This is a genomic window from Paenarthrobacter sp. TRD_SC_7, assembly GCF_056156245.1.
In genome coordinates, this window is sequence record NZ_CM149587.1 from 361,615 (window position 1) to 386,382 (window position 24,768).

23 protein-coding genes and 1 tRNA gene are annotated in these 24,768 nt (G+C 62.7%); 15 read left to right on the forward strand and 9 right to left on the reverse strand.

The features are described from left to right. Positions 1 to 71: 71 nt before the first annotated feature. Complete coding sequence (gene amiA / locus AC0J5Z_RS01840) at positions 72 to 173, reverse strand: streptamidine family RiPP (protein ID WP_242703463.1); 102 nt, start codon at positions 171 to 173, stop codon at positions 72 to 74. 104 nt (positions 174 to 277) lie between these two features. Here amiA and AC0J5Z_RS01845 point away from each other — a divergent pair, with 104 nt between their 5' ends. Both AC0J5Z_RS01845 and AC0J5Z_RS01850 read left to right on the forward strand, forming a co-directional pair. Continuing rightward, positions 278 to 1,501 (forward strand): hypothetical protein, encoded by a 1,224-nt coding sequence (locus AC0J5Z_RS01845; RefSeq protein WP_475037089.1) that lies wholly within the window; start codon positions 278 to 280, stop codon positions 1,499 to 1,501. Continuing rightward, the gene (locus AC0J5Z_RS01850; protein ID WP_475037090.1) at positions 1,498 to 3,210 is read left to right on the forward strand and encodes a prolyl oligopeptidase family serine peptidase; all 1,713 of its coding nucleotides are present in this window, start codon (positions 1,498 to 1,500) and stop codon (positions 3,208 to 3,210) included. The genes AC0J5Z_RS01845 and AC0J5Z_RS01850 overlap by 4 nt, the downstream gene beginning before the upstream one ends. 58 nt (positions 3,211 to 3,268) lie before the next feature. Here AC0J5Z_RS01850 and AC0J5Z_RS01855 read toward each other — a convergent pair whose 3' ends face one another. From AC0J5Z_RS01855 to AC0J5Z_RS01865, 3 genes are all read right to left on the reverse strand, one after another. Continuing rightward, entirely contained in the window at positions 3,269 to 4,783 is a 1,515-nt protein-coding gene (locus tag AC0J5Z_RS01855) for an APC family permease (RefSeq protein WP_475037091.1), read from the reverse strand. Between the two features lie 23 nt (positions 4,784 to 4,806). Then, positions 4,807 to 5,691 (reverse strand): universal stress protein, encoded by an 885-nt coding sequence (locus tag AC0J5Z_RS01860; RefSeq protein ID WP_475037092.1) that lies wholly within the window; start codon positions 5,689 to 5,691, stop codon positions 4,807 to 4,809. 119 nt (positions 5,692 to 5,810) lie between these two features. Further along, positions 5,811 to 7,238, reverse strand: coding sequence for a flavin monoamine oxidase family protein (locus tag AC0J5Z_RS01865; protein WP_475037093.1), 1,428 nt, complete (start codon positions 7,236 to 7,238; stop codon positions 5,811 to 5,813). Positions 7,239 to 7,293: 55 nt separating this feature from the next. Here AC0J5Z_RS01865 and AC0J5Z_RS01870 point away from each other — a divergent pair, with 55 nt between their 5' ends. Then, complete coding sequence (locus tag AC0J5Z_RS01870; RefSeq protein WP_475037095.1) at positions 7,294 to 8,010, forward strand: TetR/AcrR family transcriptional regulator; 717 nt, start codon at positions 7,294 to 7,296, stop codon at positions 8,008 to 8,010. A 38-nt stretch (positions 8,011 to 8,048) separates the two neighbouring features. Here the strand turns inward: AC0J5Z_RS01870 and AC0J5Z_RS01875 are convergent, their stop codons facing one another. Then, a complete protein-coding gene (locus tag AC0J5Z_RS01875; protein WP_475037096.1) occupies positions 8,049 to 8,522 on the reverse strand; it encodes a hypothetical protein in 474 nt (157 codons plus the stop codon). A gap of 144 nt (positions 8,523 to 8,666) precedes the next feature. Between AC0J5Z_RS01875 and AC0J5Z_RS01880 the strand changes: the two genes are divergently transcribed. The 4 genes from AC0J5Z_RS01880 to AC0J5Z_RS01895 all read left to right on the forward strand — a co-directional run bounded on the left by AC0J5Z_RS01880 (position 8,667) and on the right by AC0J5Z_RS01895 (position 12,539). Continuing rightward, on the forward strand, positions 8,667 to 9,884 hold the full coding sequence (locus AC0J5Z_RS01880) for a sensor histidine kinase (RefSeq protein WP_475037098.1): 1,218 nt from the start codon (positions 8,667 to 8,669) through the stop codon (positions 9,882 to 9,884). Further along, positions 9,881 to 10,507, forward strand: coding sequence for a response regulator transcription factor (locus AC0J5Z_RS01885; RefSeq protein WP_475037099.1), 627 nt, complete (start codon positions 9,881 to 9,883; stop codon positions 10,505 to 10,507). The genes AC0J5Z_RS01880 and AC0J5Z_RS01885 overlap by 4 nt, the downstream gene beginning before the upstream one ends. Positions 10,508 to 10,702: 195 nt before the next feature. Beyond that, entirely contained in the window at positions 10,703 to 11,830 is a 1,128-nt protein-coding gene (locus tag AC0J5Z_RS01890; protein ID WP_475037101.1) for an L-talarate/galactarate dehydratase, read from the forward strand. 10 nt (positions 11,831 to 11,840) lie between these two features. Beyond that, on the forward strand, positions 11,841 to 12,539 hold the full coding sequence (locus tag AC0J5Z_RS01895; RefSeq protein ID WP_475037102.1) for a FadR/GntR family transcriptional regulator: 699 nt from the start codon (positions 11,841 to 11,843) through the stop codon (positions 12,537 to 12,539). A gap of 99 nt (positions 12,540 to 12,638) precedes the next feature. On the opposite strand, the gene AC0J5Z_RS01900 is transcribed toward AC0J5Z_RS01895, so the two are convergent. After that, positions 12,639 to 12,721, reverse strand: a tRNA-Leu gene (locus AC0J5Z_RS01900). 374 nt (positions 12,722 to 13,095) lie between these two features. Between AC0J5Z_RS01900 and AC0J5Z_RS01905 the strand changes: the two genes are divergently transcribed. From AC0J5Z_RS01905 to pknB, 7 genes are read left to right on the forward strand one after another with little or no spacing between them, the layout of a single operon-like run. After that, positions 13,096 to 13,845 carry an FhaA domain-containing protein gene (locus AC0J5Z_RS01905; protein ID WP_475037103.1) on the forward strand — a complete coding sequence of 250 codons (750 nt, stop codon included), beginning with the start codon at positions 13,096 to 13,098 and terminating at the stop codon, positions 13,843 to 13,845. Positions 13,846 to 13,850: 5 nt separating this feature from the next. Continuing rightward, a complete protein-coding gene (locus AC0J5Z_RS01910) occupies positions 13,851 to 14,330 on the forward strand; it encodes an FHA domain-containing protein FhaB/FipA (RefSeq protein ID WP_024818875.1) in 480 nt (159 codons plus the stop codon). Between the two features lie 3 nt (positions 14,331 to 14,333). Further along, positions 14,334 to 16,037: a PP2C family protein-serine/threonine phosphatase gene (locus tag AC0J5Z_RS01915; protein ID WP_475037104.1), complete on the forward strand. Its 1,704-nt coding sequence runs from the start codon at positions 14,334 to 14,336 to the stop codon at positions 16,035 to 16,037. Beyond that, on the forward strand, positions 16,034 to 17,464 hold the full coding sequence (locus AC0J5Z_RS01920; RefSeq protein WP_475037107.1) for an FtsW/RodA/SpoVE family cell cycle protein: 1,431 nt from the start codon (positions 16,034 to 16,036) through the stop codon (positions 17,462 to 17,464). Before AC0J5Z_RS01915 ends, AC0J5Z_RS01920 begins: the two co-directional genes overlap by 4 nt. Next, positions 17,461 to 18,918 carry a penicillin-binding transpeptidase domain-containing protein gene (locus AC0J5Z_RS01925; protein WP_475037110.1) on the forward strand — a complete coding sequence of 486 codons (1,458 nt, stop codon included), beginning with the start codon at positions 17,461 to 17,463 and terminating at the stop codon, positions 18,916 to 18,918. Before AC0J5Z_RS01920 ends, AC0J5Z_RS01925 begins: the two co-directional genes overlap by 4 nt. Next, positions 18,915 to 20,759, forward strand: coding sequence for a protein kinase domain-containing protein (locus AC0J5Z_RS01930; RefSeq protein WP_475037112.1), 1,845 nt, complete (start codon positions 18,915 to 18,917; stop codon positions 20,757 to 20,759). Before AC0J5Z_RS01925 ends, AC0J5Z_RS01930 begins: the two co-directional genes overlap by 4 nt. Before the next feature lie 10 nt (positions 20,760 to 20,769). Next, positions 20,770 to 22,665: a Stk1 family PASTA domain-containing Ser/Thr kinase gene (pknB, locus tag AC0J5Z_RS01935; protein WP_475037116.1), complete on the forward strand. Its 1,896-nt coding sequence runs from the start codon at positions 20,770 to 20,772 to the stop codon at positions 22,663 to 22,665. A 52-nt stretch (positions 22,666 to 22,717) separates the two neighbouring features. Here pknB and AC0J5Z_RS01940 read toward each other — a convergent pair whose 3' ends face one another. The 3 genes from AC0J5Z_RS01940 to AC0J5Z_RS01950 are packed head-to-tail and all read right to left on the reverse strand — an operon-like array spanning position 22,718 to position 24,357. Beyond that, positions 22,718 to 23,359 (reverse strand): aminodeoxychorismate/anthranilate synthase component II, encoded by a 642-nt coding sequence (locus AC0J5Z_RS01940; RefSeq protein ID WP_475037118.1) that lies wholly within the window; start codon positions 23,357 to 23,359, stop codon positions 22,718 to 22,720. Next, positions 23,356 to 23,526 carry a hypothetical protein gene (locus tag AC0J5Z_RS01945; RefSeq protein WP_475037119.1) on the reverse strand — a complete coding sequence of 57 codons (171 nt, stop codon included), beginning with the start codon at positions 23,524 to 23,526 and terminating at the stop codon, positions 23,356 to 23,358. Before AC0J5Z_RS01945 ends, AC0J5Z_RS01940 begins: the two co-directional genes overlap by 4 nt. 3 nt (positions 23,527 to 23,529) lie before the next feature. Then, positions 23,530 to 24,357 carry a class E sortase gene (locus AC0J5Z_RS01950; RefSeq protein ID WP_475037120.1) on the reverse strand — a complete coding sequence of 276 codons (828 nt, stop codon included), beginning with the start codon at positions 24,355 to 24,357 and terminating at the stop codon, positions 23,530 to 23,532. A 155-nt stretch (positions 24,358 to 24,512) separates the two neighbouring features. Between AC0J5Z_RS01950 and AC0J5Z_RS01955 the strand changes: the two genes are divergently transcribed. Further along, entirely contained in the window at positions 24,513 to 24,767 is a 255-nt protein-coding gene (locus AC0J5Z_RS01955; RefSeq protein ID WP_043469552.1) for a cell division protein CrgA, read from the forward strand. Position 24,768: the final 1 nt, after the last annotated feature.

Consider the following 24,768-nt stretch of genomic DNA (forward strand, 5'->3'; position numbering starts at 1 on the left):
TTCCTTCCGAAAGTTGCGGGGTGGAGCTAAGGGGGCGGGCGCGCCGGCGCGCCCGCCCCCTGGCTTAGTGACTAGTCGAACGGGTTCTCGACCAGTGCATTCGAGTGCGTTGCCGACAGGTGTGCCAGCTGCTCGGTCTCTTCAACTTCAACCAGAACCGTGGTCTTTTCCATGGTTGGTCTCCTTTCGGTGGTGGTGGTTGTCCCCGCTGTTGCGGCGACAACGTCACACTATAGTTAATGAGAACCATTCTCAAATTAAGCGAAAGGGAGAGCCAATGACCTCCGAAGTTTTGGTTATCGCGGATCAAAAAGCGGGGAACCTACAGTTCCTGAATCCGGTCACAGGGGCAGTCCAGCACCGCATGGACTCCGTGGTCCTGGCGGAGCACGCCGGGTTCCTGCAGTTGGGAGGCGGACGTTGCGCGTTCATTGACGACGCCGGAGGCGCCTTGGTCATTGCCGATGCATTCAGCAACACCCCGCCCCGCATCATCCCCGTAGCCATCCCAGGTGAGCACCTGGCATGCGACCCCTCGGGCCGCTTCATTGCCGTCACCACCGGGCTTGGTGTCTCGTGGGAACCGTGGAGCGATCTCCTCACGGTTGTGGACCTGGAGGCCGACGGCGGACCCACCTCACGCCGCATCCGCACCAGGGCGGGGGAGCCTGGCGTTGTGGTGGGCGAAACGCCAGAGGGGCCTGCCGCCGTCGTCCGTCACCGTGAACCCGGCGGCATCGAATCCTTCAGCGTGGAGCGGATCCTGGCCGAAGGAGTGCACTGCCCGCCCATGCAAGGGCTGCGGGCCGAGGCCTCCCCCGACGGCCACGGCGACGCCTTCGATCCCGTCACGGGCACCATGTTCGTGGCCACGGGCCAGGGCCTGGAACTCTTCGACATCCGCAAGCCGCAGCCGGAGGCCCTTCAGGTCATCGCGTGGGATGCGCCCGGCCGCGCCTACTTCCTGCGCTTCTGCCCGCGGCGGCGTGTCCTGGTGGCCGTCCTTCGCCACGGCGGCGGGGAGCCAAGAGGCTGGGCCCAATGGGGCAACACTTTGTGGGTGCACAACGTGGATACCGGGCTGACGCGGACCACACCGCTGGGCCACGGGTTGGTCTTCCGCTTCGCGCTGACTGCCACCGGCATCGCGACCGCCCGCGTCCATCCGGAGGGTGACGAGCTTTCGGTGCACCACCTTGGACCGTTGGAGGCAGGCCCGCCGATGCTGCGTGGCACGTGGGACCTCCCCCGCATGGATGGCGCCCCACGGCCCGGCCATGAACCTTGGGATAATGCCGAACGACGCGCCATTGCCGCCTCGCCGTCCTCGGAACTCGTCGCCGTGACCCGCGGTGGACATGGCGAACTACACGTAGTGGACACGTCAGCGGCCGGTAGCCCTCTGCGCACCATCACCTTGGGCAGTCCCCTGCACGACGGCGGCCACCTCGCTTGGGTCTCTGCTTTGGACGCGGTGCCGGGCGACACGGTGGGACGGTGAGCACCATCGAGGAGGCTGTTCCGGGCATAGGACTTCGGCCGCATTTCCGTTCCCTCCTGGAACGCTGGGACTCCACACCCCGCCAAGGGCTCCCCCAGTTCGCCGGCGGACAGGCTGCCTTTCTCTGGCGCGGGCCGGGCGAAGCGTTTGCGTCCTTGCACCTGGCAGCCGAGGCCGGGCTTCGGGATGCCTGGAATGTTCGCCGGGCCCACCGGGGTGTGGCTGCACCACCCGGTGTCCGGCTCCCCACGCCACCGGGCACCATTGTCCGCGGATTCACCATCTCCCCTGACGGAACGCGTATCGCAGCCTTGCTGAGCACATCCGCCAGTGAACTAGCGGAAACCTGGATCCTCGCTGCCGGGACCCAGCCCGTCCACATCCCGGGCGCGACGGCTTGGTACGCTGCCCCGGTTTGGGAGCCGGACGGGGGCGGGATCTGGATCTTGACCGGCAAGCCGCCCTCCCAGAAGATCATGCGCTGCCCGCTCGGCTCCGGTCACCCCCAGGAGCTCCAGTTTCCAGCGGATCTTGGCAACACCACGGGCAGCCGGCTCTCACTGACGCGCGCCAGGAGAAATCTCCGGCTCGCCGCGAAGACCCCAGAGACCGGCACAAGAGAGTGGGAGATGGAGTCCGGGGCCTGGCATCCCACCGCCGCGCCTGCTAGCGGGATCCGCGTGGAACTGGTCCCCGACCACCACGGCACCACGGTCACGCTGGATAGCCGCCCGGTCTACCGTTTATCCCCAGCGGAATACGTGTCATCATTCGCCGTCCAGCCCCGTGCCGGTGCCACTGACCTCTGGATCCAGACGGCCTCCCCGGAACGTCCATCGGGGGTCTTCTGTGTGGACGAACCGGTGCGCTTGAACGAAAGCTCCAGAGACTCCAGCGGCCACATAGTCCACCGGAAGGTCACAGCGGTGGCGAGTGACGGCGTCGGCATCCCCGTGGTCATCTCCGCACGGGCTTCAGACCTTGGGCCTGACGGATTCCCGGTGCGGCCACTGCCCCTGATTCTCACGTGCTACGGCGGTTTCGGTGTCTCGCACAGGACCGAGGCCGAACCCAGCGTGCCGGCCTGGCTGGAGAGCGGCGGGGTGTACGTGGCTGCGCAGCTACGCGGCGGCGGCGAGTTGGGGAAGGATTGGCATAACGCCGGGCGTGGGAAACGAAAGATGCGGACAATCCTGGACCTCATTGACATCGCAGGCTACCTCGCCGATACCCGGTGGACCACGCCCGCCCAGACCGTAGCCTTCGGTGCCTCGCATGGTGGCCTGGTAGTCTCGGCTGCAGCCCTCCTGTCCCCCGGCTCGTTGGGCGGAGTGGTGGCCGTGGCCCCGTTGCTGGACACCGTCAACCTTCACCGCCATGGGCTGGGAAGGCAATGGTCGCACGAGTTCGGCGCCAATGGAGAGGCCTCAGACGATGTCCGGGCTTCCTACTCGCCGGTCCACCTGCTCGCGGGGCTTGAAAGCTCCGCGGCGGGGCTTCCTCCCCTGCTTTGCTGCCTCTTGGGCCGGGATGAACGCGTGGACAACAGTGCCGCCGTCGAGGTTGTTACCGGCATCCGTGAACGTGGGGGTCGAGCCTGGCTGCTCCGGGAGGGCAATGGCGGTCACGGCCAACGGGCAGCCGAGGACGTGCTGGACTTCTCCGCGGCCGTCCTCGCCTTTGCCGCTTCGATGGCCGCGCCGAGGTGACAGTACATACCAATCCCAGCGAACAACATAGGCGTGAAATGCCAACTGGGCGGGGAAGCTAAGCCCGTGTCAGAACTTTGCCCTTGAAGAACTCGGGCCTCAGGCGATACATCACCAGCATGACAACCACGCCCAGCAAGATCACGCCCATTCCCAGCACGAACACCAGGCCCACGCCGCCAACTGACGAGCCCGAACCATACTCAGGATCCATCGAATCCATGGCCGTCTTCACGAACATGACCAGCAGGATCACGCCGCCCAACAGCGGCGCCAGGAATTTGAAGAAGAACGCCCGGGCACCCCGGAAAGCCTCGGCCCGGAAGAACCAGACGCAGGCCAGCGCGGTGATGCCGTAGTAGAAGCAGATCATCATGCCGAGGGCGGTGATGGTGTCCCACAGCGCGTTCTCTGACACCGTCCGGGTGATCACGTAGAAGCCGGCGGCAGCGATCGCAGCCGCGATCGTCGCGAAGCTGGGCGACTTGTAGGTGGGGCTGATCTTGCCAAAGCGCGGCGAGATGGCGCGGTAGTGGCCCATCGCCAGCATGGTGCGGGCCGGTGAAACGAACGTCGACTGCAAAGAAGCCGCCGAGCTGCTCAGGATGGCCAGCGACATGAGGATCGCGAACGGACCCATCACCGGACCGGCAAGCACGGCGAAGATACTGGACTGGTTCTCCGGGTTACCGGCTCCCAGCCCGGTCTCGCCAACACCGGCGAAGGACAGGGTAGCCAGCGCAACGGTCATGTAGATGATCACGATGACAAGCACGGTGATGGTTGCTGCACGGCCCGGGGTTTTCTCGGGATTCTTGGTTTCCTCATTCATGGTCAGTGTGACGTCCCAACCCCAGTAAATGAAGATCGAGAGCGACACACCCGCGGCGAAGGAGGAGAAGGAATCAACGGCAAACGGGTTGAACCAGTCGGGCGAAATGGCGGTGGCATCAAATGCCGTCCCATTCGCCACGTGGGCGAACGCCGATACCGCGAACCAACCGAGGACCAGCAACTGGAAGGCCACTAGCACGTACTGGACGCCCTTGGTGGTCTCCATGCCGCGGTATGAAATCCAGCAAGCCAAGGCAATAAACACCAGAGTGGTTGCGATATTCAGCGGAAGGATCTTGCTGAGCTCCCCCAATTCCGGGTTACTGAAAAGCTGCGCGAGCATCAGGTAGAAGAAGTCCACGGCGACGGCCGCAAGATTGGACAACACGATGATCGTGGCCGCGATCAAGCCCCAACCACCCATCCAACCGATCCAGGGACCAAAGGCGCGCGTCGCCCACGTGAAAGAGGTTCCGGCGTCGGGCATTGCGTTGTTGAGTTCGCGGTAGCCGAGCGCCACCAACAACATGGGAATGAAGCCCACCAAGAAGATGGCGGGCAGGTGCACGCCAACCTCGGACACTGTGGGGCCCAGGGCCGCGGTCAGGGTATAGGCGGGTGCGATGCAGGAAACACCAATCACGACGGCGCCGATCAGGCCCACCGATCCGGCTTTCAGTCCCTTTTCACTCAGGGACGACGTTTCTTTCGACTGGACCGTCTTTGGTGCAGTTGACATGGGTATTGCCTCTCAGGCGATTGCTAGGAGCTTTGGCGCGTGTAGTCGCGGGGGACCACGATCATGGGGACGGGGAGGGCACGCAGGATCCGGTTTGCGGTGGTGCCCAGGAAGGTGGCCCGCTGCTGGGCCAGGCGGCTGGAACCGATCAGCAGGATTTCGCCGTCTTCCCAGTCGAGTCGGTCAACGGCTTCTTCGATGGTGCGGCCCTGCGCGACGACGATCTCAGGTTCCGGCACATCGCTAGTGGAACCTGCGGAACTTCCGTCAGCAGAACTGCCGACGGCGGCAAGCCGGTCGGCGGCATGCACCCAGGCGGCATCTGCCAACCCAGGCGAGTTACCGCCGTCGAGCGCCAACAGGGAGACGAGCCGCAGCGGAAGGCCACGGTCGCGAGCGGACTCGACGGCGACGTCGAGCAGTTCATCAGCGCCCGGGCGGGTGCCATAACCGCAGCTCAAGCGCGTGATCGGCTCCGTGCGCTGGTAACCGTGGGGCGCCAAAGCGACCGGAACCGGCGACGAGTGGAGCAGCGAACTCGCCACGGAGCCGATAGTGAACCGCTTGAACAGGCCACCGTTAGTAGCGCCAATGACCAAGGCCGCCGCGTCCATCTCCACGGCAGCGCCGATCAGCGTCTGCGCTTCGGAGTCACCGCGGCGGATGTGGGCGCGGGCGGTGACGTCGGCCGGAACCAGCGCAAGGCCTTCGTCCAGCCAGCGTTGAGCCTGCTCGTTGAGGATGTCGTTGTAGCCGGCCTCAGGCGGGTAGACAGCGTTGAACGGGGAATCTTCAGGGATCACCAGGACCAGATCCAGGCTGACATCGTGGTTCCGGGCCAGCGCAACGGCAAGGTGAACGGCGTCGTGCCCCCTCGCGTTGGCGGTGTAGCCCACTACGTAGCGCATGGGGGTCCTTTCCTGTGGTGAACCGGAGCGGTGCTCAAAACCGGGTCGCTGCTTAAACAGTGGAGCCGGCAGGCCGGGGAATGGTGCTCCCCAGCCTGCCGGTTTTGGTGCTGAATGCCCTAGGCGACAGGCAAGGCGCTCAGCTTGTTGGCCTCAACGATGCGGGCGGCGGTTGCCTGGCCCATGCGGACCGCGCCATCCACGTGCTGGTAGCCCTCGGCGGCGAGGTCGGACGAGGACCAGTAGATCGGTCCCACGTTCGCGTGCTGGTCCTTGCCGTAGCGGTGCAGGCCACCGAGGTCGTAGCTGGATGCGTAGGCGCCGCGGGTCCATTCCTCGGAGCCCCAGTCGGATTCGTAGTAGACCTCGGGGGTGAGGGCCTTGTCGCCGAGGAAGCCGGCGATCGACTCGAGGATGGCTTTCTTGCGGTCTTCAGCGCTGAGCTCGAAGACGGCGTCGGCCTTTTCGTCAGACACGAAGCCCACCAGGGTGCCACGGGCGTCGCCGTGGTTGGTGTTGTCGTAGACCTCCTGGACCAGCGCGCCTGCGCTGAAGCCCGTGCCCGAAAGTCCTTCTTCGCGCCAGAACGGCGTGCTGTAGACGGCGTGGACCTTGATGACCAGGCCCAACGACTGGTGCTGGTGCATCTGGTGCTGGCGACGCGGCAGCGGCGGGTCGAACGAGACGCGGGAGTACAGGTTCGGCGGCACTGCCATGATCACGTAGCGCGCATTGACGATGGCCTGCTCAGACACGACAGTCACGTTGTTGTCGTCCCACTTGATGGTGCGAACCGGGCTGTTAAGCACGACGTCGTCACCCAGCTCTGCTGCCTGCAGCAGCGAAACCTGCTGCATACCGCCGATGACGCGCTTGTCCAGGATGAAGTCTTCGTCCGTCAGGTGGCTGAATGAGCCGGCGGAGGCGGCCATGAGGACTGCCTGCAGTGCTGAGAAAGCGTGGGCGGGCTTGGTCAGCATGCCACCCGCGATGAAGAGGCCGATGTTGTTGCAGGCTTCCTCGTCGTTGGAGTTTTGGCGGAGCCAGTGGTGGAAGGAAATGGTGTCCAGCTCGCGTGCTTTGGGGTGTGCCCAGGGCTCGGTGGGGCCGATCTCCGCGGCGAGGCCGTCCAGGATGGCAACCAGCTTGTCCATCTCGGCCTTAGTGGTTTCGTTCACCGGGAAGGTGTCGCCGGTGTACTGGGTTCGCTTGCCGTCGGCGCCAATGTAGACGGATTCGCCGTCGCGGTAGCGCGAGTACATTTTCAGTCCGAGCTCGTCCAGCAGCTCCATGAGGACCGTTTGGTCCGGGGAAACCCACTGGCCGCCGATCTCCAGCATGGCGCCGTCGATGGTGTCGGTCCAGGTGCGGCCGCCCACGCGGTCGCGTGCTTCGAGCACTGCAACGCTGAGTCCGGCCTTCTTCAATTCGCGTGCCGCCGTCAGCCCTGACGGTCCGGCGCCGACGATCACAACGTCGCGATCAAGATTCTGCATGATGTCCTCTCCGTGGCCGTCCGTGGTGGCTGACCAATAAATGAATGGCATTCATTTATCTCCATAGTAGCGTTGGAGGCGCCCACTGTGAAGGCCCGGTGGAATAATGCTGGGGACACAGGCAGCAGAAAGGCCTCCGATGCCCGCACCAACGCCCGATCCTTCCGCCCTCCCGGCCGGTTCTGTACGCCGCCGCGCCGGTCGACCGACGGCGGCGATCCTGGACCAGGACGGCATCACGACGGCGGCGCTTGAGTTGATCAGCAGCAAGGGTTACAACGGACTCACCATGGCTGCCCTGGCACGCTCCCTCGGCGTCGCGCCGTCTGCGCTGTACAACCACGTGGCCTCCAAGGATGACGTGTTGCTGCTGGTGGAGGATCACCTGGCAGCGATGGTGGATGTCTCCGCCTTTGGGGTGGAGCCGTGGGATGCCGCTGTACGTCGCTGGGCGTGGTCCTACCGGGATGTGTTCTCGGAGCATACGCCGCTGATCCCCGTGATTGCAGTGCTTCCCGTGGCAAATGCCCCCAAGACCCTGGCCATGTATGAGGCCGTGACCGCTGGATTCCGTGACGCGGGTTTCCCGGAGGAGAAAATTATCTCGGCGATCGTCGCCTTGGAAGCGTTTGTGTTCGGCGCCGCTTATGACGTCACCGCACCCGAGGACATTTTCGACGCCGGCAACCTCGCCGAACAGGTCCCCAACTTCTCGGCCGCTGTGGATCGGTTGGCCTTGGAACAGCATGCGCGACCCACCGATGTTGCTTTTAGCTTGGGGCTTGAGGCGCTGATTACCGGGTTCGGGGCGCTGCGGGGGTAGCTCTCCTAGGATGGTGGCGCATACCCAGCCCCACAGACCTAGCGGACGAGCGAAACGCCCAGTGTGGCCAAAATCCCGAACGCGGTGCCCCAGATGATGATTGAAATGATCTGCCAGAGGATGACGGCGTTCCGGGAGGCTCCGAAGGAGATCATGGCAACGGATGTGATCTGACTGGGCAGGATGGTCGGCCCGATCAGGCTCACTCCCGCGACGCCGAACTTATCGAACGTGGCTCGCAATTTGGCCCGACGGGGAGTGATCTCCTTGGAAGGCCTGCCCGCAGCCACTTTCGTGCGCACGCCGTGCGCAGCAAAAACAAAGATGAGCAGTGAGAGGACGTTTCCCACAACGGCCGCGGCGATGGCCACCAGGGGAGGCAACCCGGACAGCACGCCCACCACGGCGCCAAAGTAGGAATCCACGAACGGGATGGCCGCTATCAGTACCACCCCGAGCCACTGCAGCATGGGCGGGAGTGAGGACGTGAAACCTTGCAAGGACTCAATCATGGTGGCTCTTTTCAGGGTGAAATGACGTTGACAATCCAATCCTTCAGCGATAACTGCGGTCCGTGTAGTGCCTTACTGTCACTGCTTCATCAGCTGATTCGCCGGCGAATCCATGACAAATGTCATTGCCCTACACTGGGCGTCATGCCCGCAGCCACCAACACTGAGGTTTTACAGCCCACTGCCCGCCCGGGTCGGAGTGTGCGTACAACCTGGACGTACACCCTGGGCTGCATGGTGTTTATCCTCATAGTGCTCGACTTCATGTTGGTCGTCCTTGCGTTGGAACCGGCAACACCCCGGTTCGACGCCGTTGCCGGGCTTCTCCTTATCAGCTTGGTCTGCGCGGTGGCCGCCCAGATTCGCTACTGCTGGTTCCTGCGAGCGGGGCTCAGTGGAGGCCTGCCACATGTTGCCTGGACCATGGCACTGATTGTCCCCTCGGCTGTGGTCTGGATAGTGGGCCTGTTTTCTACTACTAATGCCCTGATGTGGAGTCTGCCGCTGTGGCTGGCTGCCTGCTTGATCGCATGCCTGCTTCCTACCCGCCAACGGCTGGCTGCCCTGGCCGGAGGTCTCGCAGTCACACTGCTGCATCCGGTCGCCTACTTGATCCTGCATAACCAGAGCTATGCCTTCCCGGAGGAGCCCGGCCTGCGCATGCTCTTCAGTTACGCGGCGATGATGCCCGTGGTTTTGATCAGCAGCTTGTGGTGGTGGCGCATTGTTGTGGAACTGGACAGGCACCGGCTGATGGCCGGGGAACTGGCCGTGGCCCAGGAGAGGTTGCGTTTTGCCGCAGACCTGCACGATATCCAGGGTCACCACCTTCAAGTCATCGCATTGAAATCCGAGCTTGCCGAACGACTCCTCACCATCGACGTGGAGGCTGCCCGCGGCCACATTCACGATTCACGGCTAATCGCCAAGCAGGCGCTTGAGGAAACCCGGTCCTTGGTATCCGGATACCGCGGAACATTCCTCGAAAATGAGCTTGAGAACGCCCGCGAAGTACTTTCGGCCGCAGGGGCGCAATGCGAACTCACGATTGATCCGCTTCCCGAAAATCCTGACGTTCACAAGGCGCTGGCCATGGCGGTCCGTGAGGCCACCACCAACATACTCAGGCACAGCAACGCAACAAAGGCTTCCATCACCTTGGCAGCTTCCGCGAACAGTTGCAGTCTCACCATCAGCAACAATGGGGTCACCAGTGGGCCAGTGGCCAGCCGAACACGTGGAAACGGCCTTGCGGGACTGCGTGAACGGATTGCAGCCCTGGGTGGCGTACTCGAAACGACCATGTATGCAGAGCGCTTTGAGCTTCAGGCCTCGATCCCATCCCAAGGAATAGCTACGTGACCGATCCTGCAAACCCGCGGCGCATCCGATTGCTCATAGCGGACGATGAACACCTCATCCGCGGGGCCATGGAAGCCCTCCTGGGCTTGGAACCGGACATCGAAGTAGTGGCCAGCGCTGACAACGGTGTTACCGCTGCCGAGTTGGCACTGAAGGTTCAGCCGGATATCTGCCTTCTGGACCTGGAAATGCCGCGCATGGACGGAGTCGAAGCAGCCACCCGCATCCTGTCCACCGTGAAAACACGCGTCATCATCGTCACACGCCATGCCCGTCCGGGGGTGTTGCGCAGGGCGCTGGCCTCCAAAGTGTCAGGTTTCGTTCCCAAATCCACACCGGCCGAAGAATTGGCCCATGTAATCCGTGACGTTGCGGCAGGCAAGCGATACATCGATCAGGAGATTGCCGCGACGGCTTTGGCTGCGGAGCGCTGCCCGCTGACAGACCGCGAGTTGGACGCCCTGAGGCACAGCCGGTCAACCGCCAGCGTGTTGCAGGTAGCCGAACAATTGCGGCTGGCTCCGGGCACCGTTCGAAATTACTTGTCCTCGGCAATGATGAAGCTCGGCGCCGCCTCGCGGCATGAAGCAGCGGAGATGGCCTGGCAGCAGGGCTGGATCTGATGAGGCCGGCGACCGATCAGACCCGTGACCACCAGCTCCGCGTCCAAGCCGTGCACCATAAGAAAAGAAAAGCACCTGGGAACAGATGGGCATGAGAAGCCTCAGCTGTTGCCACGAGCCAACCTCTCTTGTAGTACAAGTTTGATGCTTGTATCCTAAGTGACAGGCAAGGACGCCGTATCCACTAGGAGAACCATGAGCACCGTAGATCTCATTCGCCACGTCAAGCTGTCCACGGCACGTTTGCCCCTCACCGTACCGATCAGCGACGCCAAAGTCTTCACCGGCCGCCAGAAGCCCATGACCGAGGTGGTGTTCCTCTTCGCCGAGATCACCACGGAGCAGGGCCACAGCGGCCTCGGATTCAGCTACTCGAAGCGCGCTGGCGGACCCGCTCAATACGCCCACGCCAAGGAGGTGGCCGAGGGCATCATCGGCGAGGACCCCAACGACATCGGCAAGATCTACACCAAGCTTCTCTGGGCCGGCGCCTCAGTGGGACGATCGGGTGTGGCCACGCAGGCATTGGCCGCCATCGACATCGCGCTCTACGACCTCAAGGCCAAACGTGCCGGGCTCCCGCTAGCCAAGCTCCTTGGCTCCTACCGTGACTCGGTCCAGACATACAACACCTCCGGCGGATTCCTCAACGCCACCCTGGAGGAGGTAAAGGAACGCGCCACCCAGTCAATCGATCAAGGCATCGGTGGCATCAAGATCAAAGTCGGCCTGCCGGACTCAAAGGAAGACCTTCGCCGTGTCGCTGGAGTTCGCGAGCACATCGGCTGGGACGTCCCGCTCATGGTGGACGCCAATCAGCAATGGGACCGGGCCACCGCCCTGCGAATGGGCCGCCAACTCGAAGAATTCAACCTCATCTGGATCGAAGAACCGTTGGACGCGTATGACTTTGAGGGCCACGCGCACCTTGCCCAGGTCCTGGACACGCCCATCGCCACTGGTGAGATGCTGGCGTCTGTCGCGGAACACAAGGGCCTCATCAACGCCAACGGCTGTGACATCATCCAACCCGATGCTCCCCGCGTCGGCGGCATCACGCAGTTCCTGCGCCTCACGGCCCTGGCGGATGAAAGAGGCCTGGGCCTCGCGCCGCACTTCGCCATGGAAATCCACCTCCACTTGGCCGCCGCCTACCCGCGCGAGCCCTGGGTGGAGCACTTCGACTGGCTGGACCCACTGTTCGAGGAGCGCCTGGAAACCAAGAACGGCCGCATGATCGTTCCTGACCGCCCCGGCCTCGGCGTCACGCTGAGCGCGCAGGCCCGCGCCTGGACCACAGAATCCGTGGAATTCGGCGCGTAATCTTGAACCCATGAGCCGAAACCTGACCGCGGATCTCGCCGCCGACCTCCGCACCCGCATCGTCGACGGCGTCATCCAGCCAGGTGAGAAGCTCCCGAGCGAGAACACCCTCATCAGCGAGTTTGGGGTGAGCCGGACCGTCGTCCGCTCCGCCCTGACCCGCCTGCAGGCCGAGGGACTTGTGGAAACCGAACGTGGGCGGGGCAGCTTCGCACTGACTCCGCCCGCGGACGGACCCGCGCCTGCCCCAGGAACGCGGGCAGTTGGCAGCATGGAAGAGCGGCTGCAGATGCTCGACTTCCGGATCGGCGTCGAGACAGAAGCCGCAGCACTTGCCGCCCGGAACCACACAGAACACCAGCTGAAGGCTACGCATGGCGCCTTAGAGCAGTTCGTTGCGAGCTCAGGCCACCCGGCCCATTCAATGAAGGCCGATTTCGAGTTCCACCGGGCAGTCGCGGCGGCCACCGGCAACCCGTTCTATACGGACTGCATCTCCGCCCTGGGCCAAACCATGATCACCATGCCCCGCCCACGCCTCGTTTCCGGCGATGAGCAAGATTCCCGTAGACGCTTCGAGCAAGTGGTCCACGAACACTCCTCTATATACGCAGCAATCGCGGAGGGGGACCCAGTAGCTGCCGCGGCCGCCATGCGCCTGCACCTGAGCAATTCACGACGCCGGTTCACGGGTTCCGCACGCAGCTGACAAGCGCGGGCGCGGGGGCGGGCCCGGGCGCGGCGAGAGCCGGGGTTGGGCCAACAAAAAAGAGCCCCGGTCCTAAGACCGGGGCTCTCTTCAATTGCGTGCGCGAGGGGGGATTTGAACCCCCACACCCTTTCGGATACTGGCACCTGAAGCCAGCGCGTCTGCCGTTCCGCCACTCGCGCGCAACTTCTTTTTCAGGACTTCGACTGGTCTCCCAGCTTCGTTTCCTTCAAAAGCAGCGAGATCAAGCATAACGGACATTCAGAGGAAAACACCAATCGACGGGTGGGAGAGACGCCGAGCGGGCCAGGGATCCCCCAACAACAGCTGAACCCGACTAAAATTTCAGCCCCCTCCTCCCGCGCCAACAAGGGCCGCGAACGAACTTTTCCGGGTCGCAAGGCGTTGTGGATTAAGGCCATTCCCAGTCAGTCCCAGTAGTATCGGGAAGTGGAAGGGCCGTCAGGCGCGTACTTCGCCATGTGCGCAGACGGAGCTATGGACGGACTATCGGACCAGGCACAACGGGTGCCGCGGCAAGGAAAGGAGAAGGACCATGGGTTTGCTGGACAAAGTCGAGCGCGGCATTGAAAAGGCCGTCCGCAACGTCTTCTCCACGGGGTCGCGAGCACGTGTTGAGCCAGTGGAGATTGCGAGCAAGCTGAGGCGCGAGTTGGACAACAAGTCCATCACCATCGCTGCCGGGCGGACGCTCGCCCCCAATGTTTTCGATGTCCTGCTCAGCGACGAAGACTTTGCCCGGGCCCAGGAATGGGGAACACCGCTGGCCGAGGAGCTGTGCGACGTCGTCATTCAGCATGTCCGTAGCCAGGGCTACACGCTCCAAGGCGCCGTCCGCATTTCGTTCCGGCGCAATGACGAAGAACGTGCAGGACATTTCGAAATCAATTCCCGGACCGAGAAATCGTCCGATCACGCTGCTCCTGCTCCACAAGCTCCCCGCGCCCATGTTCCGGCTGCCCCTGCCCGGCAACCCACACGCCTCCAGCCTGTGCTGGACATCGGCGGCCAGCGGTATTCCCTTAATGCCCGGGCCGTAGTGCTCGGCCGCTCTTCTGAAGCCGACATCCTTGTGGATGACACAGGCGTCTCACGGAAGCACCTTGAGGTCCGCACCGAGAATGGCAGCACCTGGGCCGTTGACCTTGGCTCCACCAATGGCAGCTACGTCAACGGACATAAAGTGAACGGCAGCGTGGAGCTCACTGACGGCTCAACCATCACGATGGGACGTACCAAGATCATTTTCCGCCTCCTCCCCCAAGCCCCGGGTGGCCACGCGTGAACGACATCAGCGAACTGACAATTACAGCGCTTCGCTTCGGGTTCCTTCTTTTGCTGTGGGTCCTGATCTTCAGCATCGTGACCACCATGCGACGCGACTTCCAGATTGGCCGCAAGGCCGTCACTGGCGTTCCCACGGCACGCGAAGTCCGCAAGCATCCCGAGCTGGCTGCTTCTCCGCCGCCGGCAATCCAGCATGCACGCACGCTGGTAGTCACGGAGGGGCCCCTCAAGGGCACTACGGTTCCCTTGGCCGCCAGCCCCATCCTGTTGGGCCGCGCGCAGGAAGCCACGCTGGTCCTGGAAGATGATTACGCTTCCGGCCGGCATGCACGCCTGTTCCCGCAGGGTAGCCGCTGGTTCATCGAGGATCTGGGCTCCACCAACGGCACCTACCTGGCCGATCAACAGCTCACCCGCGCTTTGCCGGTTGAGCTTGGCGTCCCCGTGAGAATCGGCAAGACGGTCATTGAATTGAGGCCGTAGTCCATGGCCTCCCCCGAGACCCCCAAAGGCCAGGAAAAGCCTGCGGAGCGCCCGCTCATCATGCGCTACGCCGCGCGTTCAGACGTCGGACGGATCCGCTCCAAGAATGACGACTCCGCTTATGTGGGCCGCCATCTTGCAGTGGTGGCCGACGGCATGGGCGGTCACGCCGGCGGCGATGTCGCCTCCGCTTCAACAGTCCTGGACATGATCCACCTTGATCATGACGACTACCCGGAGGGTGCGGACACCGTCCTTGCCGACGAGATCCAGACCGCTAATTCACTGCTTTCCGAGCTGGTTCACCAGAATCCCAAACTCTCGGGCATGGGAACCACGGTTACCGCGTTGCTCTTGGAGGGCCGCAAGCTCCACTTCGCCCACATTGGCGACTCCCGCGCCTACCGGCTGCGCAACAAGAAGTTCGAGCAGGTCAGCGTTGACCACACGTTCGTGCAGCGACTCATTGACGAAGGGCGGCTCCGTCCGGAGGAAGCCGAAACGCATCCGCACAAGAACGTCCTGATGCGAGTTCTCGGCGATGTCGATGCCAGCCCTGAGCTGGACCTGGACGTGCTGGACGTCGAGCCTGGCGAACGCTGGCTGCTGTGCTCCGACGGACTCAACTATGTAGCTGGCCACGTCGTGGAGCGCATGGTTCGCGAGACCAGGGACCTGCGCGAATGCGCTGAGATCCTTGTGGACCTTACATTGGAAGCCGGCGCCCCGGACAACGTCACCGTGGTGATGCTGGAAATTGCGGAGGAGACCGACGACGACGTCAACACGGCCGCCGTCGACGTCGTTCCCGCAGCGGCGCTTGCCGCGGTTGACGAGCCCGAGGCAGTCACGGCCACCAAGTCCCCGGATGGCCTAACTGCCGACAAAGCTGCAGACGACACCAAAGCCGAGTCCCAGGCCAAGGCCGCGCGGCCGGCCGATGCTGGATCATCGTTCAGCGCGAGCGATCCGGGCGACAAACAGGACGAGGCTGAGGCTGCGTCCTCGGATGAGTCCGCTGAACCTCCCACCACTACCGATCCTCATCTGGGTGAGCACTTGTCAGCCGAAGTGCTGCGCGAGGAATTGGCCAGTCGCCCCCATGAACTTGTTGGCGCTGCAGCCACGGCTGCCGAAACGGGCTCCATTCCTACCGTTGCCGGCCGCACTGTTGCACGCAGGGCCGCAACGGTCCTGACCCACAAAGCTGAGCAAGACCGCGTGGAGGCCGAGGAGCCGGCACGTCGCCGCGTGCGTTGGCTGATGCCTGCCGTCGCAGCTGTCGTTGTGCTTGGCGTCGTGGTGGGCCTGTGGCTCGGCTATGCCTGGACACAAACGCGCTACTACGTGGGCGAATACGATCAGCGGGTTGCGATCTTCAACGGGATCTCGCAGAGGCTCGGACCAATTCAGCTTTCCCGGCTTGAAGCCGTAACCGATATCAGGGTGGATTCATTGCCGGAATACGGCCAGCAGAGCGTACGCCAAACAGTTCCGGCGGGTGACCTCAACGGCGCACAGGGCATTGTGGAGAACCTGAGGAACACTGGCAGCGCCTCAGCCAACTGCCCGAGCCCAACTCCCACGACCACGGGATCGGCCACCGCCACGCCTACGCCGTCAGCCACTGTGCCCATACCCAGCACTGCTGCCGTAGCCAGCCCCACCCCTTCGCCCGTCCCGACTCCCTGTGAGGCGGCCAAATGATGCAGACTGAGATTGCCCCCAAACCCCGCCGGAATGTTGAGCTGGTGCTCATCGTCCTGGCCCTTGCCGTAGGTATCGGCGCGAGTGCGTTGGTGAGCATCAACTCGGAAATCGGGCTGGACAGCGACTTCTGGTTCCAGTCGAGCCTCCTGGCGGTGGCAGCTTTCGCATTCCACGTTGTCCTCAGGCTCCGGGCAAAATATGCCGACCCAGTAATACTTCCTATCGTCGTAGCGCTCAACGGGCTCGGCCTTGCCCTGATTCACCGTATGGACGGCCCCGGAGACGACACAGGCAACAACCAACTGCGGTGGACACTCATCGCCATGGCAGTCTCCATTGCCGTGATTTGGTTCCTGAAGGACCACCGCATCCTTCGCCGCTTCACGTATATTTCCTTGGCGGCCAGTGCTTTCCTGCTGGTCCTGCCTTTGATTCCGGGCATTTCCGCCGGTGAGATCCTGGGTGCGCGTGTTTGGATCCGTGTGGGTCCTATGACGTTCCAGCCCGGTGAAATCGCCAAGATCACCCTGGCCATATTCTTTGCCGGGTATCTTTCCTCCAACCGGGACCTCATTCTTCTGGCCGGGCGAAAGATCGGCCCCATGCAGTTCCCACGGTTCAAGGACCTGGGACCCATGATCACTGCCTGGCTGGTGAGTATTGGTGTGCTCGTCTTCCAGCGTGACCTCGGATCTTCCATCCTCTTCTTCGGCCTGTTCATTGTAATGATCTACGTGGCCACCAGCCGGATCTCGTGGGTGGTTATCGGTCTGCTCCTGATCCTGGGCGGCGGCTTCATTGCCGCCCAGATCTTCTCGCATGTGGCATTCAGGATCGACAGTTGGATCAATGCCTTCACCCCGGAGGTCTTCGGCAGGTCTCCCGGGGGTAGCGGGCAAATCGTCGAGGGCTTGTTCGGGATGGCCGATGGCGGGCTGGTTGGAACTGGCCTTGGCCAAGGCAGGCCGGATTTGGTGCCTTTCGCCAACAGCGACATGATCGTGGCACTTATCGGCGAAGAGCTGGGACTGATTGGCCTCTTCGCCGTGGTGATGCTTTACCTTTTGCTCTTCACCCGCGGCTTCCGCGCAGCTCTGGGCACTCGCGATGCGTTCGGGAAGCTCCTTGCATGTGGTTTGTCCTTTGCGATTGCACTGCAGTGCTTCGTGGTCATCGGTGGAGTTACCCGGCTAATCCCCTTGACCGGCCTCACGACTCCTTTCCTTGCGGCCGGGGGTTCGTCGCTTTTGGCTAACTGGATAATCGTTGGCCTGCTGCTCATGATCTCCAATACGGCCCGCGGCCCGGTGGACACCACTCCCATGGTCAACAAACCCCCGACCAGCAGCAGCAATTCCAGCACACGTAAACCGGCAACAGGACAGACACCCAGCGCACCAACTGAGGCGGTGAAGCAACAGTGAACCAGGCTATTCGCAGCTCCTGGATGGCCGCCGTCGCCATGTTCGCGTTGATCTTCGGCGCCATCAGCTATGTCCAGGTCATTGGTGCTGACGACCTCAACGACAACCCTTGGAACCAGCGCGCCATTTTGGCCTCCTTCTGCAACGAGCGCGGCTCGATCATCGTGGCTGGCAAGCCGGTGGTTGAGTCTGTTCCGGGAACAGAGTCCTGCGCGTTCCAGCGAAAGTACAACCAGCCGGAACTTTATGCCGGCGTCACCGGATACTTCTCCAAATTCTTTGGTTCCAGCGGTCTGGAACAGTCGATGGGTGAAACCCTGGCCGGAAACTCGGACCAGCTGTTCCTGGATCGCATGAGCCAGATGTTCCTCGGCAAAGAACCGAAGGGAGCATCGGTGGAACTGACCTTGGACCCAGCCATCCAGCAGTTGGCCATGGATCTCATTCCTGACGGGCAGCGCGGCTCCATTGTGGTCACCAACCCCAAGACCGGTGCGGTCCTCGCGATGGTTTCCAAGCCGACTTACGATCCGAACCTGATTGCCACCCATGACAAAACATCAGCAGACGCAAATTACGCACAGTTGCTGGAGATTCCAGGCATCAACCTCAACCAAAGCGTCAGTGGCCCCACGGGTAACCTGCTCTCGCCCGGATCAGTCTTCAAACTCATTGATACTGCGGCTGCACTGAACTCGGGCAAGTACAACAAGGACAGCGAGCTGCCGAACCCCAGCAGCCTGCCGTTGCCCGGATCCAGTGCCAGCCTTCCCAACTACGCTGGCGGTAACTGCAACGTCCGCGAGACAGCGTCGTTCGCTTTCGCTTTGGAGCAGTCGTGCAACACTCCGTTTGCGAGCATTGCACTTGATCTCGGTCAGGATGCCATCCGGGAACAGGCGCAAAAGTTCGGCTTCGGTCAGGATTTCGGCGATCAGCTCAAGCTCCAGCACGCCACCAGTGTCTTCCCGGAGGACCTCGACCAGGCCCAGCTCGCTCAGTCGTCAGTAGGCCAGCGTGATGTCAAGGCCACCCCGTTGCAGATCAACATGATGACTGCGGCGATTGCGAACGGCGGCGTGCAGATGAAGCCAAATCTGGTCAAGACAGTGCGCGCCCCTGATCTGCGCGTCATCAGCGAGCTCAAGCCCGAAGCCCTCCGCACCAGCACCACTCAGCCCATCGCGGGCCAGATCACCGAATGGATGACCAGCGCGGTGGACAACGGCATTGCCAACGGAGCAGCTGTTCCCGGGGTCAAGGTGGCCGGCAAGACCGGCACGGCGGAGCTCGGTGATTCAGGTTTGAACAACTCATGGTTTACCGGGTTCGCCCCGGCAAACGACCCGCAAGTAGCCGTCACCATTGTCATGGAGAGTGTTGACGTGCAAACCGGGGCCCAGCTAACCAGTCCGAACGCAAAGAAGATTTTTGAGGCGGTGTTGAATAAGTGAGGCCTACTTCGGGAATCACACTCGGCGGCAGGTTCCAGCTGACCAGTCGCATTGCGATTGGCGGCATGGGCGAGGTCTGGAAGGCCAAGGACCAGATCCTCGGCCGGATCGTTGCCATCAAGGTGCTCAAGGAGGAATACACGGGTGACCCCGGCTTCCTCCAGCGCTTCCGTGCCGAGGCGCGTCACACCGCCCTTCTTAACCACGTGGGCATCGCCAACGTCTTCGATTACGGCGAGGAAGCCGGTTCGGCCTATCTGGTCATGGAGCTCGTGCCCGGACACCCGCTGAGCGGCATCCTCGAGCGCGAGCAGGTGCTGTCCCCGGACATGACGCTCTCCATCATCTCGCAGACCGCGCGTGCCCTCGCCGTTGCGCACGCGCAGGGCTTGGTCCACCGCGATATCAAGCCGGGCAACCTGCTGATAACGCCGGACAACCGCGTAAAGGTCACCGACTTCGGTATCGCCCGTTTAGCGGACCAGGTGCCGCTCACGCAGACCGGCCAGGTCATGGGCACCGCCCAGTACTTGGCTCCGGAGCAAGCAACCGGCCAGACCGCAACGGGTTCTTCGGACATTTATTCGCTCGGCGTCATCGGCTACGAGTGCCTCACCGGGCACCGTCCGTTCTCCGGTGAATCGCAGATTGCCATTGCCCTCGCCCAAGTGAATGACGCGCCGCCGCCCCTTCCGGAGACGCTGCCCACCCCAGTGAGGGCGCTGCTGATGTCCATGCTGGCCAAGGACCCCAAGAACCGTCCGGCCAACGCCATCAAGCTGGCCGAAGCCGCCGAAGCGATCCGCAACGGTGACATCGCCACGGCGCACGCCGCCGTACCCGGAATGTTGCTGTTCGAATCCACAACAGGCCCCATCACGGCACCGGTCGACACCGCAACGGCTCCGACCGGCGTCGTTACCTCGCCTTACGGCAAGGAACAATCGACGACGGCGACTTCCGCACTGCCGGTCCTTGGCGCAGGAGCCGCAGGGGCTGCTATTGGAGCCGCTGCCGCGTCTTCTGATAACCCCCTGGCGCGCGCGAACGCGCTGGAGGCCGAGCGACAGCTCACCGACGACGAAGAAGTGGTCTACACCGACGACGAGAACTTCGACGATGCTGAGCCGGAGCGTAAGAAGCGCAGCCCGTGGACCTGGCCCCTTGTTGCCCTGATCCTGCTGGTCCTGTTTGCCTTGGTTGGCTTCCTGATCTCGCAGTCGGGATTCTTCTCGCCGAGCCCCGCACCCACTGAGTCAACCACCACCAGCCCCAGCCGGAGCGCCAGCCCGACGTCAACGTCGGCTACACCTACGCCCAGGCCCACGCAGACCTCTGAGGCGCCGCAGCCTACGCAGTCGGTTCCCCAGAAGATCAACATCATCCCTGAGCAGTACGTGGGTCAACCATTCGAGACGGTCAGCGCGCAACTTCGCGCCTTGGGTTTCGCAGTCAACGGCCAGGAGGTCTTTGACGACACCGCTGCCGCGGGAATCGTGACGACCCTCAACCCCACCGGTCCTGTTGATCCGGGACAAACCATCACCGTGACCTACTCCAAGGGCCCCGAATTGGTCGCTGTACCCGCCATCGCAGTAGGAGTCGACGAAACGCGGATTCGGCAGGCCATCGAAGGAGCCGGTCTTCTGTGGGTTGCGGGAGAACCCGTCAACGGCGCCATCGGCCAGCAGCCAGAAACGTTCGTCCGATCCTCACCGGCGGCCGGAACCCAGGTGCCCGCAGGGTCCACAGTCACTTACTACCTGTCCAAGGCACTGGTTCCGGTTGATCCCGGATCGTCCACTGCTACCCCCAGCGGCTCCGGCAGCCCGAGCAATTAAGTAAGCAGCCATGTCAACGCCACGCCCAGGTCCTGCGCACCGAGAGGAGAGCACACCTGTGTCCTCTCAGCGCATCCTCAATTCCCGCTATGAACTTGGCGAGCTAATCGGTCGTGGCGGCATGGCGGACGTCTACCGGGGAACGGACACCCTGCTGGGACGGACCATCGCCGTCAAGGTGCTGCGTGCGGACCTCGCGCGCGATCCCCAGTTCCAAGCCCGTTTTAAGCGCGAGGCCCAGGCTGTCGCGGCGTTGAACCACCCAGCTATCGTGGCGATCTTCGATACCGGCGAATACTCCGTTCCGGGAGGTCCGGGCGAAGACGTGCGTGTCCCTTACATCGTCATGGAGTACGTCGACGGACGCACCCTGCGCGACATGATCAAGGCGAACGAGCTTGGCGTCGAGGACTCCATCGGCTTCACACTGGGTGTCCTTGGCGCCCTCGAATACAGCCACCGCGCAGGCATCGTCCACCGCGATATCAAGCCTGCCAATGTGATGGTCTGCGCCGACACCGGGGACGTGAAGGTCATGGACTTCGGCATCGCGCGTGCCATGGCGGATTCTGCCGCCACCATGACCCAAACACAGGCCGTGGTGGGCACGGCGCAGTACCTTTCGCCGGAGCAAGCCCGTGGTGAAACGGTGGATGCGCGCAGTGACCTCTACTCGGCCGGATGCCTCCTCTTCGAGTTGCTGACCAGCCGTCCTCCGTTCATCGGCGACAGCCCTGTGTCAGTGGCATATCAGCACGTCCGTGAGACCCCGGACCTGCCCAGCGCCCACAACCCGGAAGTCTCCGAAGCCTTGGATTCAGTCCTGGCAAAGGCACTGCAGAAGAGCCGGACAGATCGATTCCAGGATGCAGCAGCCTTCCGCCGCGCGCTGCGCGCGGCCAGTAACGGCATTCCTGTGCCCGCAGTGGCGGCCAGTGAGGCCCCCACCGACCCCAACGATCTCGTGGAACCCGAGGACCCGGCAACAGAGCTCTTGAGCACCACGGCCGTAGGCTTCCTCAATGCCGATCAGTTCAAGAATGAACCTGTTGATCAGCCCCAGGAAGAGCCTCTTCCCTTGGGCCTCCCGCCGGAACGTGAGCTGCCGACCCGCCAGAGGTCCCGCCGTCGTGCCTGGGTTGCCACGTTGGTGATCTTCACGCTCCTGGTGCTGGCCGGCGGTGGTTTCTGGCTCTACAGCCTCATGAACATGCAACCACCGCCCCCGGAGAAAATCGCCGTACCGGTTGTGACCAACATGTCTGAAACCCAAGCGATCCAGGAACTGTACTCGGCCAAACTGAAGCCCAAGTCTGTGCGTGAGCCCAGCGACACCGTGGCCAAGGACATGACCATCGGCACGTCGCCCACTGCTGGTGCCATGTTGGAACAGGATGCTGAAGTTGTCCTGAAGATTTCCAGCGGACCCAGCTCAGTGACCATTCCGGCGGACATCGTGGGGCGCACTGAACTGGACGCGCGCGACGCTTTGCGCAGGCTTGGCATCACCGGCGACATCGTGACAACCCGGACCCACAATCCCACCGTCCCCTTGGGCGTGGTGATCAGCACGGCACCCGCACCCGGAGGCGCGATCGCCGTAGATGCCAAAGTAGAGCTGCAGGTTTCCTCCGGCAAGGTCCTCATGCCCCAGCTGATTGCGTTGCCACAGGCTGAAGCTGAAGCAGCGCTCAAGGCCAACGGCCTGAACATTGCGATAGTGGAACAGGAAAACTCGCAAGTAGAGCCGGGGAAGGTCACGGCTCAGAGCGAGGCTTTCAACACGGAGGTGGATCAGGGCAAGGTGGTGACTGTCACGGTGGCGAAGGCCCCGGTGCCGGTCCCCACACCGACGCCAACGGAAACCGAGAAACCTACGCCAAAGCCCACGCCAACCAAGAAATGACGTACTTGGCCTGACCGCTACCGGCGCCCGCGACAGACGGTCCTTGCGTTGTTTATTGCTTGATCAGCGGGCTCAGTTTCGATGCACGTTCGGCTGCCCCGGTCATGCCGAGGGACTCCAACCAGTTGCCAAGCATCTGATACCCGCCTTCGGTGAGCACCGACTCCGGGTGGAACTGGACGCCGCACAGAGGCGCGGTCTTGTGCTGCAGGCCCATCACCACTCCGTTGGTGGTCTCGGCGGTGATTTCCAGAACGTCCGGTATGGAGTCCCGTACTGCTGCGAGTGAGTGGTAGCGCGTGGCTGTCACGGGCGAGGGGAGGCCGGCAAAAACGCTTTTCCCTTCGTGACGGACAGGCGAAGTCTTACCGTGCATAAGTTCCGGCGCGTGAGTCACCACACCGCCATAGGCCTCGGCGAGGGCCTGGTGTCCCAGGCAGACACCGAACATGGGCTTGGCGGCCTCGCCACACCACTTGATGAGCTCGATGCAGACGCCTGCTTCGGCAGGGGTGCCAGGGCCGGGGGAGACAAGGACGCCGTCGCGGCTAGCCGCGAGCTCAGTGGCTTCGGCGAGTGTCACGTCGTCATTGCGGACAACCGTTGTTTCCGCGCCTAGTTCCTGGAGGTATCCCACCAGCGTGTAGACGAAGCTGTCGTAGTTATCCACTACAAGAATTTTTGTTGTGCTCATGGCTGCTGCACTAAACCAATCGTTGAGTCGGTCAAAGTGGTGAATTGGGAGAACCACGGGAAGAGGAACTGGACCATCAGCACCAGGGCCAGGCCCACAAGTACCAAGGATGTCAGGATTCGTACCCACAAGCGGCCCGGCAAATTACGGAAGATCCACGCGTACATCGGTTACCCCTTTCCGTGTGCCCGGGCTACTTGGGCGGCAATTTCCGACGGCGGTCCGGCTGAGGCGGGTTGCCAACTATCCAGCAAAGAGTAGGCGATGATTCGCTCCTGTGACCCGAATCGGGGGTTGCAACTGGTCATGGTGAGGATACTCTCCGTCGGCTTGACTCCCGGTTGAGTGGGGACAGGCATCAGGACGTCTGTACGGTTCGGGAGGACGATCTGGTTATTGCGGAAGACGTAGGTGTAGTAGCCGTCTGCCGTCTGGATGTACACCTTGTCCCCGGGAACCAGCGTGTGGATGTTGTCCAATACAGCACCGTGAGTTTGACGGTGGCCGGCCACAGCGAAGTTTCCGGGTGCGCCAGGCATGGCGGTGGTTCCATAGTGCCCCAGTCCCAGTGTGTCCAGAACGTCTGAACCGGTACCTTCAATGATGGGTCGCGTGTATTCCGGACCGAAGCGGGGGATGTACATGATCCCGATCATTCCGGCGTAAGCCGGTGCCGGCGTTACCACTGGCGGTCCATAGTCCACGGGTTCGGCAGGTGCTGCCGGAGTTAGGGGGCCGGAAAATTCCTGTGCGAAACTCTTGATCGCTTCGGTCTGCTTTGCATCCGCTTGCACGTTGGTCCACCACAGCTCCCAGCCCACAAAGAGCAGAAGGACAATGCCTGCAGTGATGAGCAGTTCGCCAAGGATCTGACTGATTTTTCGGATGACGTCCGAGGCCCGAAGACGCTTTCGGGGGCGCAGTTCCTGCCCTTGGCGGGCGGACGGCACGGCTGAAGCCGCCGTCTGCTGCTGATGCGCCACAGGGTCTCCTTGCATAGGGCGCGGGCGGCACGGGCGGACCCAGGTTGCGGCTAGACTTGACAGCTAGAACCAACCCGGAACGCCGTGGGCCGTTAACCGCTGGAAATTTCCTTCCTGCAGGATATCAAGGCTGGCGGGAACGGGTATTAACCGAACAGCCAGGAGGATCCGTGCCCGAGTCCAAGCCCCGCAAGCGGCCTGCCCGTCAGGCCCAGCAGACTTCCGCAGCACAGCAGTACAAGCCCAACCCGGTTTGGTACAAGGCTGTCATGTTCGGCCTGATGATCCTCGGCCTGATCTGGATCATCACTTTCTACATCACTGAGGGCCAACTCCCCATCCGCGAGTGGGCCTCGTGGAACATCGTGGCAGGCTTCGGGATCGCGATCGTCGGCTTCCTGATGACCACTCGCTGGCGCTCCTAGG